The 8,148-nt window shown below is 56.2% G+C and carries 7 protein-coding genes; all 7 read left to right on the top strand.

The features are described 5' to 3' along the window. The first annotated feature begins 115 nt into the window (after positions 1 to 115). The 7 genes from GXX82_10350 to GXX82_10320 all read left to right on the top strand — a co-directional run bounded on the left by GXX82_10350 (position 116) and on the right by GXX82_10320 (position 7,796). A complete protein-coding gene (locus GXX82_10350; protein NLT23438.1) occupies positions 116 to 1,234 on the top strand; it encodes an outer membrane beta-barrel protein in 1,119 nt (372 codons plus the stop codon). 79 nt (positions 1,235 to 1,313) lie between these two features. Further along, positions 1,314 to 2,897, top strand: a complete 1,584-nt coding sequence (locus GXX82_10345; GenBank protein ID NLT23437.1) for a chain-length determining protein — start codon at positions 1,314 to 1,316, stop codon at positions 2,895 to 2,897. Between the two features lie 248 nt (positions 2,898 to 3,145). Continuing rightward, complete coding sequence (locus tag GXX82_10340) at positions 3,146 to 3,892, top strand: AAA family ATPase (protein NLT23436.1); 747 nt, start codon at positions 3,146 to 3,148, stop codon at positions 3,890 to 3,892. A 185-nt stretch (positions 3,893 to 4,077) separates the two neighbouring features. After that, the gene (locus tag GXX82_10335; protein NLT23435.1) at positions 4,078 to 4,626 is read left to right on the top strand and encodes a hypothetical protein; all 549 of its coding nucleotides are present in this window, start codon (positions 4,078 to 4,080) and stop codon (positions 4,624 to 4,626) included. A gap of 140 nt (positions 4,627 to 4,766) precedes the next feature. After that, positions 4,767 to 5,354, top strand: a complete 588-nt coding sequence (locus GXX82_10330) for a PEP-CTERM sorting domain-containing protein (protein ID NLT23434.1) — start codon at positions 4,767 to 4,769, stop codon at positions 5,352 to 5,354. A gap of 330 nt (positions 5,355 to 5,684) precedes the next feature. After that, positions 5,685 to 7,238, top strand: a complete 1,554-nt coding sequence (locus GXX82_10325; protein NLT23433.1) for a flavocytochrome c — start codon at positions 5,685 to 5,687, stop codon at positions 7,236 to 7,238. Positions 7,239 to 7,262: 24 nt separating this feature from the next. Further along, positions 7,263 to 7,796, top strand: a complete 534-nt coding sequence (locus tag GXX82_10320; GenBank protein ID NLT23432.1) for a cytochrome c3 family protein — start codon at positions 7,263 to 7,265, stop codon at positions 7,794 to 7,796. Positions 7,797 to 8,148: the final 352 nt, after the last annotated feature.

Raw genomic sequence — 8,148 nt, 5'->3', positions numbered from 1 at the left:
TTCAGTTTGGGAGGTCAAGATAGGGTTTGGGCCAGTGAGAGGTTGGACGTGCCTTCTTGCAGTCCTTCTTTGTCTGGTACTGTTTTCCAGCCTGAGCCGGGCTGATGAGGTGAAATTGACACCGTCTGTGGCGATCAAGGAAGAGTATAACGACAACATACTCTCCGCGGCGTCCGGCGCGTACAGGGACTTCTATACCACCGTCTCCCCGGGTCTCAGTTTTCTTGAGAAGACGGAACGGTTGACGATAGACCTCTCGGGCCGTGCCGACAGGCGGGTCTATTCGAAGTACAGCGAGTTCAACGCGACGGACCAGTTCTATGACGGAAAGGGCGGTTATTCCGTGACGGAACGCCTGGGTATAACGGGAAAGGCCTCCTATTCGAAGGACTCCCGGCCAGACCGTGACCTTGAGACGACGGGTCTCACCTATACCGGGGTGACCCGTTACCGTCAGGCCTATGGTTTCGGGGTGAACTACCTGCTTTCCGAAATACTCCTGGGGACCTTTCAATACGATTATCTCAACGACACCTACGATGACCCGCGATACACCGACCTGGAGGCGCATGCCTTCAATATGGGGGTTGTCCACGATCTCAGCTACTTCGCGCAGAAGACACAGGCGAGGATGAACGTGGGGTACGCGCGGTACAATATACCCAATTTCCGGGTCGACAACTATGAATGGACGGCGGGTGTCAACAGGGCGCTCGATGAAAAATGGAACCTCCTGATGGACGCCGGCCTGCGCTACACCACGTCCCGGTTCACCTTCGCCGAGATGACATTCTCACCGCCTTACTACGTGTACAAGTATGACAGCAACAAGGATTGGGGTGGGGTCGGTCAACTGGCCCTGACCTACAAGGGGTTGAAGAATTCGGGCGACCTCAGAGTGAAGCACGATATCATGCCCGCGAGCGGTCAGTCCGGAACAGCTGAGCGGACAACCTTCCTGGGCGGCGTGAACATAAGGCTGACCTACGAATTCAGTGGTACCCTCAATGGAGGCTACTTCATGAACAGGTCCCGCGCCGGCCAGTACTCTGTACAACAGATCGACGAAGACAGCATCTGGATCAGCCCCGGTCTGATATACAATTATTCGAAAGACGTGTCTTTCAATTTTTCATACAACTACAACAAGACCTGGTACAACATCTCTCGAACCGAGGCCGAGAGAAATCTGTTTCAGGTCAGGTACAGGATACAGCATGACCTGTTCAACTGAAGAAATGCGCATGTATAAGGATTTGGTTCAATAAATATGAGGAATTGTGTATGATTATTGAAACCTGCCGGGGGTATGAATGGAAGAAGACGTAAAGACGATACGCGACTATCTCGATATTGTGAAGCGCAGGAGGTGGGCAATTGTCCTTCCGCTGTGCGGCGTCTTCCTTCTCTCCTTCATTGTGACGCTTGTTTTACCGCGCATCTATAGATCCACATCGACGATCCTCATAGAGGAACAGGACATCCCTCCCGAGTACGTGAAGACAACGGTTACGGGATACGCGGAGCAGCGCCTCCAGTCCATCAGCCAGCGGGTGATGAGCTCCCAGAGACTTGGTGAGGTCATAAAGCGCTTCAATCTTTACCCCGATCTGAGGAGAAAGCTCACGAACGACGAAGTCATCGATATCATGCGCAAGGACATCCAGTTCGCCGCGATCAGCGTCGATGTCGTGGACCGCAGCAGGGGAGGGGCTCCCACGCCCATGACGATAACCTTTACCCTTTCCTACGATGGCCGGAGTCCCCAGATGGTCCAGCAGGTGGCCAACGTGCTGGCGTCGCTCTACCTTGAGGAGAATCTGAAGACCAGGTCAGAGAGAGCGAAAGAGGCATCCAAGTTCCTGGATGAGGAAACAAGGACCGTTCAAGACCAGCTTGCCCAGGTGGACGCAAAGATCGCCCAGTTCAAAGAGAAGCACGTCAATGAACTGCCGGAACTCGTGCCAATCAATATTCAGACCCTTGACAGGGTGGAGCGCGATATCGACATGCTGAGGCAGCAGCTTAGAACGGCGAAGGAGCGGGAAGGATACCTCCAGTCCCAGCTTGCCGGCATACCCGTGGACGCTTCAAGCCAGGACAGGATCCTGCTCAAGGAACTCAAGGCGAAATTGGTTCAGCTCAAGAGCCGGTACTCGGACAAGCATCCTGATGTGAAGAAGATGAAAGCGGAGATAGCGGAGCTTGAACAAAAGGTCAAGGTGGACCCTCCCAGAGCAACAGGCGGCAGGGCCAGGTTCCAGCCTGACGACCAGCCGGACAACCCCGCGTATATTTCCTTCGCGGCGCAGCTTTCTTCGGTCCAGGCGGAGATATCGACCCTTCAGCGCCAGATCGAGGATCTGAACAGAAAACGCAATGACTATTACGCCAGGATCGAGGCATCTCCGCGGGTTGAGGAAGCATACAAGGCGCTCATGGCGGAGCGTACGAACATCCAGGCCAAGTTTGACGACATGATGAAGAAGACCATGGAAGCGAGGGTGGCCCAGGGTTTGGAGAAGGAGCAGATGGGTGAGCGCTTCACCATCATCGATCCGGCAAGGCTTCCCGAGAAGCCGGTGAAGCCCAATGTGCCGGCGATACTCCTCATCGGGATATTCCTCGGTGCCGGCGCGGGTATCGGGACGGCCGCGCTGAAGGAGTACAACGACAGGTCCATCAGGGACCCGAACAAATTGACGGAGCTGCTGAGGCTCCCTGTCCTTGTCACGGTTCCCGTGATCGTTACCGCAAGGGATGTGCTGCGGCAGAGGATCATGCGCAAGCGTTTCATCACGGTCGCGATAGCGGCATGCGTTATCGTCCTCATCCTGTTCCATTTCCTTGTCATGGACCTCGTCATCCTCTGGGCACGACTGACGAGACGACTGTAGACGGGTGCGCGCAGGCGCGCAAACGGGTCGGCGCTGATGCGCCTAACGGGCATACGGGCATACGGGCATACGGGTATACGGGCGGACGAGGAAAAGAAGGAGACAGGGAGTTTTGGCCTGAGACATGAGACCTGGGACCTGAGACCGTTTTTCTCGAGGAGGTTTGAGTGGGTTTGAAGGATATTCTGGATAAGGTGAAAGAATTCTGGGGGAAGCTGCCTTCTGATGAGGTGATCCCTGTGGATGTGATGTCCCAGGAATTCACGCAGAAGGAGAAAGAGAATGCCGGGTGGGTGTCTCCGAACTACAGCAAGTCGCGGACGGTCCATCTCGACCCGGCGGTGCTTGCCGACAACCGGTGCGTGGGGATATTCCCCTACGCACGTGAGGCCGAGGTATACAAGGTGCTCCGGACCCAGATACTTGAAGCCACGAAAGAGAAGGGCGGCAATACCATCATGATAACGAGCGCCCTGCCCGGGGAAGGGAAGACCCTGACGGCCATCAACCTCGCCTTCACTTTCTCCAGACTCTTTGAACAGACGGTCTTGCTCGTGGACGGAGACCTCAGGCAACAGGCCATCCACAAGACCCTTGGTTTTACGAGCGACAAGGGCCTCATCGACCACCTCGTCGACGATACGCCGCTCTCAGATCTCATGATCTGGCCGGGTATTGATAAACTCACGCTCATATCAGGGGGCAGATCAGTCGCGGAGAGCACGGAGCTTATACAGTCGACCAGGATGAGAGACCTTGTCAATGAGATGAAGACGCGCTATCCCGACAGGTACGTCTTCTTCGATGTACCGTCCATCCTGGGAGGGGCCGATACCCTCGATTTCGTGTCCCTGGTGGATCATGTCGTCGTTGTGGTTCAGTACGGCGTCACGCCCGTCGACGCCGTGAAAAAGGCCGTTGAGCTGATCCCCCAGGAGAAGGTGATCGGCTTCGTTCTCAACAGGTCCGAAGACCGCCCGGCCCACAGGGACTGAAAAGGTCCGGCGACTCTCCCGGGTCGTCGTGCTCCCCCAGAGAACACACTCTCATCTGCCCGTATTTTTTCGGAAAAAGCGATATATGTCACATATTTTCTCAGTTTTTGGTACTATATTCTAAGTATAAGTTGAACTGAGTGCCATAAATAGAGGGTGCCATGAAAGAAAATAATAGACACTTGATGGTCTTAGCATTGGCCGTATCTGTTTTCTTCTTCATACCCGCCGGTGCGAGCGCGGACTGGGGTTTCAGCATGGGTGATGACGGTTGGAACCCGGGACATACCCAACACTACGACAACATGACGAAGATCGAGTTTTTCATCCCCAGCGTTCCGGAGAATACGGGCGTCACCTGGTCGGGCGAGGGGGTCACGAACCTGTCATCCTCCAGCTGGAGCGCCACGAAGATGAACCCCGCATACGTGCTGGCAACGGGAACGGGGGTCGGGTCCCTCTTCTGGACTCTGGTATTCTCGGGGACCGCACCGAGCGAATTTCGTCTGGACTACCTGGTGTATGCCAGTGATCAGAGCAACCCTGTGTACACCATAAGCATGAACATCGCAAGTGGGGTTGCCAACTTTACCCAGGGTACGGGTTGGGTAGCCCTTGATCCCGGCGAAGTGCCCAGTTACGACCGGAACCCGGTGCCGCTGCCGCCGAGCGCGTGGCTGCTTGGCGTGGGTCTCGTCGGCGCTTTTGCCTTCAGGAAGAAGATGGCCGGCTAGACGCGGGGCGGCCGGGGCGGCGAAAGTCTGCTGTTTTTTTTAAGAATTCCGTGAAAAATGCGATATATGTCACAGACACTACGGGTTCGAGCAGGTATACTCTTGACATAGTTTGTATTACGCCTTAGATAGAGGTTATCATGAAAGCGAATAACAAATATAAGACAATGGTATTCGGAATCATCGGATTCCTTCTGTTGTTCGCCCCTCTGGCTGCGCATGCCGACTTCTCCTTCAGCATGGGCGACAACGGTTACTACCCGGACAGCAACAAGCACACCAATATATCCAAGGTTGAGCTTTTTGTTTACAATAGCCCGGGTGTGACATTCACGGGTTCCGGCGCGACCAACCTTTCGTCCAGCAGTTCCGGTGTCAGCGGCTGGAGCGCCACCCTGGTCAATCCCTCGTATGTGCTGTTGGATGGGAAGAAGAACTTGAGCGACATTTATTGGACCGCGCTGTTCAGTGGGACCGCCCCGGAGAGCTTTCGTTTTGACTACCTGGTCTATGCTCCCAATAACAAGGTTGCCTTCGCGATCAGCATGAGCATTGTGAACGGGCAGCCGAACTTCACCCAGGGCTCCGGTTGGGTTGCGCTGGACCCCAAGCACCTGCCCAACTACAACCGCAACCCCGTGCCTCTGCCTCCGAGCGCGTGGCTTCTTGGTGTAGGGCTTGTGGGAGCCTTTTTTGTCAGAAAGAAGATGGCGAAGCAAACCATCTAGCCTCCGTTAAAACCGTTATAGAGAAGGGGCGGTGCCGCCAACGGTGCCGCCCCTTCTCTATTGCCTTAATGAAATCGCCTTTGACAATTTGACGTTCCATTGCGTAGACTTCTCTTTAGACAGGAACAATGAGCGCTTCTTCAAGACTTGACAGGTCGTTGATAGAGTTCTTTTCTACGTCATTCCGGCGAAGGCCGGAATCCAGAGGTTTTTCCAATCCCTCATTTTTCCTGGATTCCGGCCTTCGCCGGAATGACGAAAGAGTACGAACCGACTGTAGAAATGGTTTTGTCAATGGGTTGTTAAGTGCCTAGAAAACTGGAGGTTATCATGAGCGACGATGTTGGACAGAAGAAAGGTTTGACAAGGCGTGGTTTCCTGAAGTCGGCGGGAGGCGTGGCGGCGGTTGCCGGTATGGCCGCGGGTGGCGTCGCGGTCGGGGCCCGCGAGGGTGCGGCTGTGCCTGTTGCCATGCCGAAGAAGTGGGACCAGACCTATGATGTAGTTGTCATCGGCAGCGGGTTCGCGGGTCTCGCGGCCGCGATCGAGGCGAAGAACGCGGGCGCGAGCGTTGTGGTCATCGAGAAGATGCCGGTGCACGGCGGCAATTCGATCATCAATGGCGGCGATTTCTGCGCTCCGGGAACGCGCCTGCAGAAAGCGGCAGGTGTTGAGGACTCGGCGGATCTCATGTACAAGGACATGATGAAGGCGGGACTTTACCTCAACAATCCCGAGCTGGCACGGATACTGGCGGACAACGCGAGGGAAGCCGTTGAATGGTGCGAGGACTACGTGGGGGCGAAATTCACGCGGCTCAACTTTCACGGCGGCCATTCCGTGAAGAGAGCGAACCAGACCGTCAATGCGTCGGGCTCTGAACTCGTCAACAAGATGCTCGCCAAGGCGAAGGGTCTGGGTGTCGAGGTCAGGACCCGGACGAAGATGGAGCACATGATCACGAACAAAGACGGTCGTGTCGTCGGCATCGAGGTGAAAACGGGGTTCAGGTACCCTGACGAGAAGTCGGGGAAGACGGGCTACATCAAGGCCGGCAAGGCCGTGGTCCTCACCTCGGGAGGGTTCTCCAACGACATCGCCCTGCGCCGGATCCAGGATCCCCGTCTCACGGAGAAATTCGGGTCGACGAACCAGCCGGGCGCGACAGGCGAGGCCTTACTTGCCGCCTGCATGGCCGGTGCCATGGATGTCCAGATGGATTGGATACAGCTTGGACCCTGGACGAGCCCCGATGAGAAAGGGTTCGGCCATGTTCCTCTCTTCTGCGAGCGCCTTGTCGGTTACGGACCCATGATCGACCCCGCGACGGGGAAGCGTTTCTTCAAGGAAACAGGAAACCGCAAGGAGAGGGCTGATGCCATCATCCTCATCGGCCATCCCGTGATAATCATGGGAGATTCCTACTCCGTGCCCAAACAGGTGTTCCCCAACGCCCTGGAGAAGGGCCTGCAGAACGGGGCGGTGAAGAAGTTCGACACCCTGGAAGCCCTGGCGAAGAACTACAACATCCCCCTGGAGACCTTTCAGAAAGAGATCGCCCGGTGGAACTCCTTTGTGGAGAAGAAAAAGGACGATGATTTCAGCTGCATGATCTTCCCCGACGCGAAGCCGACGGTCGCGCCTCCGTTCTACGCGGCGAGGCTCTGGCCGAAGGTCCACCATACCATGGGCGGCCTGGTGATCGACAAGAACGCGCGGGTCTTCGGTTTCAGCCTTAAACCCTTGAAGGGGCTCTATGCCGCCGGTGAGGTCACGGGCGGGATCCATGGAGCCGTTCGGCTCGGCGGGGTGGCCATGGCCGATTGCATCGTCTTCGGCCGCATCGCCGGAAAGAATGCCGCGAAAGAGACAGCGTGGAGCTGATCCGGCGCGAAGAGGGAGGAAGAGATGACACATAAAGATGGAACCACCAGGTTCTCTCGCGATCGGCTTCTTGTCGCCGCGCTGGCTCTGGCAGTTCTTTTCGTGTATGCAGGCACCCTTTACGCGGCGCCAAAGCAGGTGGCCTCGGCAAAGGGGGGCGACTGTAAGGCCTGCCATGGTGAGGAAAAGGTGTTCTCGCCTTCCCATCCGGACACGAAGGCAATGGCCTACAAGGACTGCCTTGGCTGCCACGCGAAGGGGGGTCCCCAGATGCTGCAGGGGAAGTTGCCCGGCAGCCATCTCCATCAGCTAAGGGGTGTGACGTGCGAAAAGTGTCACGGAAAGGCTGCAAAGCCAGAGGCGGTCGAGGTGGATCAGTGTCTGAAGTGCCACAACGCCGACAAGCTCGCGGAGAGGACGGCAAAGGTCAAGCCCGAGAACCCCCACACGTCTCCCCACTACGGGACTTCGCTGGATTGCACCCTCTGCCATCGCCAGCACGCGAAGTCGGAGAACTACTGCAACCAGTGCCATAAATTCAATTTTGTCGTTCCATAAAGTGTGATCCGTCAATGGACAAAGGCCCTCTTTTTGAGGGCCTTTGTCGTTTCTTCGCCGTGCTCATCATCGATGGACCCGGATCGCTTCGGAGAATGGCTTTCTTTCCCTCCGCCAAGAGTGTAAACTGAGGCAAACGGAGGTTTGCTGAGAAGGTCGGTACGGGGGTCCGATCTTCCCGAGCGAAGAGCCCTGCAGTGTCCCGTCCGCAAAGAGGTAAATGGCTCAGTGACCGGTTTCTCCAGATTGAACGTGGTTTCGCGGCTCATCATCGGGTTTGCCGCCCTTTTTGCCGTCACGACGTCGGTGAGCGTTTACTCGATGATAAAGCTGAACGAGTTCAACAAGGCGA

Source organism: Syntrophorhabdus sp., from assembly GCA_012719415.1.
Lineage (GTDB): Bacteria > Desulfobacterota > Syntrophorhabdia > Syntrophorhabdales > Syntrophorhabdaceae > Delta-02.
Note: the sequence above shows the minus strand (reverse complement) of the source record. Positions and strands in the feature narration are given on the sequence as shown.

Bases quoted from the DNA above. Each gene is read 5' to 3' on its own strand.
- GXX82_10330 (NLT23434.1), top strand. From the start codon at position 4,767: ATGAAAGCGAATAACAAATATAAGACAATGGTATTCGGAATCATCGGA.
- GXX82_10320 (NLT23432.1), top strand. From the start codon at position 7,263: ATGACACATAAAGATGGAACCACCAGGTTCTCTCGCGATCGGCTTCTT.
- GXX82_10340 (NLT23436.1), top strand. From the start codon at position 3,146: ATGTCCCAGGAATTCACGCAGAAGGAGAAAGAGAATGCCGGGTGGGTG.
- GXX82_10325 (NLT23433.1), top strand. From the start codon at position 5,685: ATGAGCGACGATGTTGGACAGAAGAAAGGTTTGACAAGGCGTGGTTTC.
- GXX82_10335 (NLT23435.1), top strand. From the start codon at position 4,078: ATGGTCTTAGCATTGGCCGTATCTGTTTTCTTCTTCATACCCGCCGGT.
- GXX82_10345 (NLT23437.1), top strand. From the start codon at position 1,314: ATGGAAGAAGACGTAAAGACGATACGCGACTATCTCGATATTGTGAAG.